1 protein-coding gene is annotated in these 390 nt (G+C 59.7%); it reads right to left on the bottom strand.

What is annotated here, in order from left to right; all coding sequences use genetic code 11:
* On the bottom strand, positions 1-390 hold a 390-nt coding region (locus AC1DDH_RS20745; RefSeq protein WP_476956258.1), incomplete at both ends, for a hypothetical protein.

The following is a 390-nucleotide window of genomic DNA, read 5'->3' as shown; positions in this document are numbered from 1 at the left end:
CTTTATCGTAGCTAACAGTTACGTTTGCCGTCGGCCCCATCGACCAATCCACTTCCAACCTGTAGGGCGATTCTGAACATGCCGACGCACACGTCTTAGGACGTCGCCAAGCAGGCAGCGTCCTGCCCTGCAGGGCGCCAATAGGTTCTCTCAGGTTTGCGATCTCGCGCTCATGCAACAGCGCGGCATGGACGCCCCGCGTTGCCAGTTCGGTGGCAAGTTGCGCGGCAAGCAGGCTCGCGAAGCTCTCCAACATTGCCAGGGTGCGCGAGTTCGAAACCGATGCCGGTCTCGCGTCCATCGCGCAGAAGTTCCCGAAATAGGTTCCTTCGGGCAGTACCACCGGTACGGAGATGTAGCTCCTCAATCCGTAGATGCGCGGTGTGTGGT

The organism is Arthrobacter sp. 10T425 (assembly GCF_056393985.1).
Note: the sequence above shows the minus strand (reverse complement) of the source record. Positions and strands in the feature narration are given on the sequence as shown.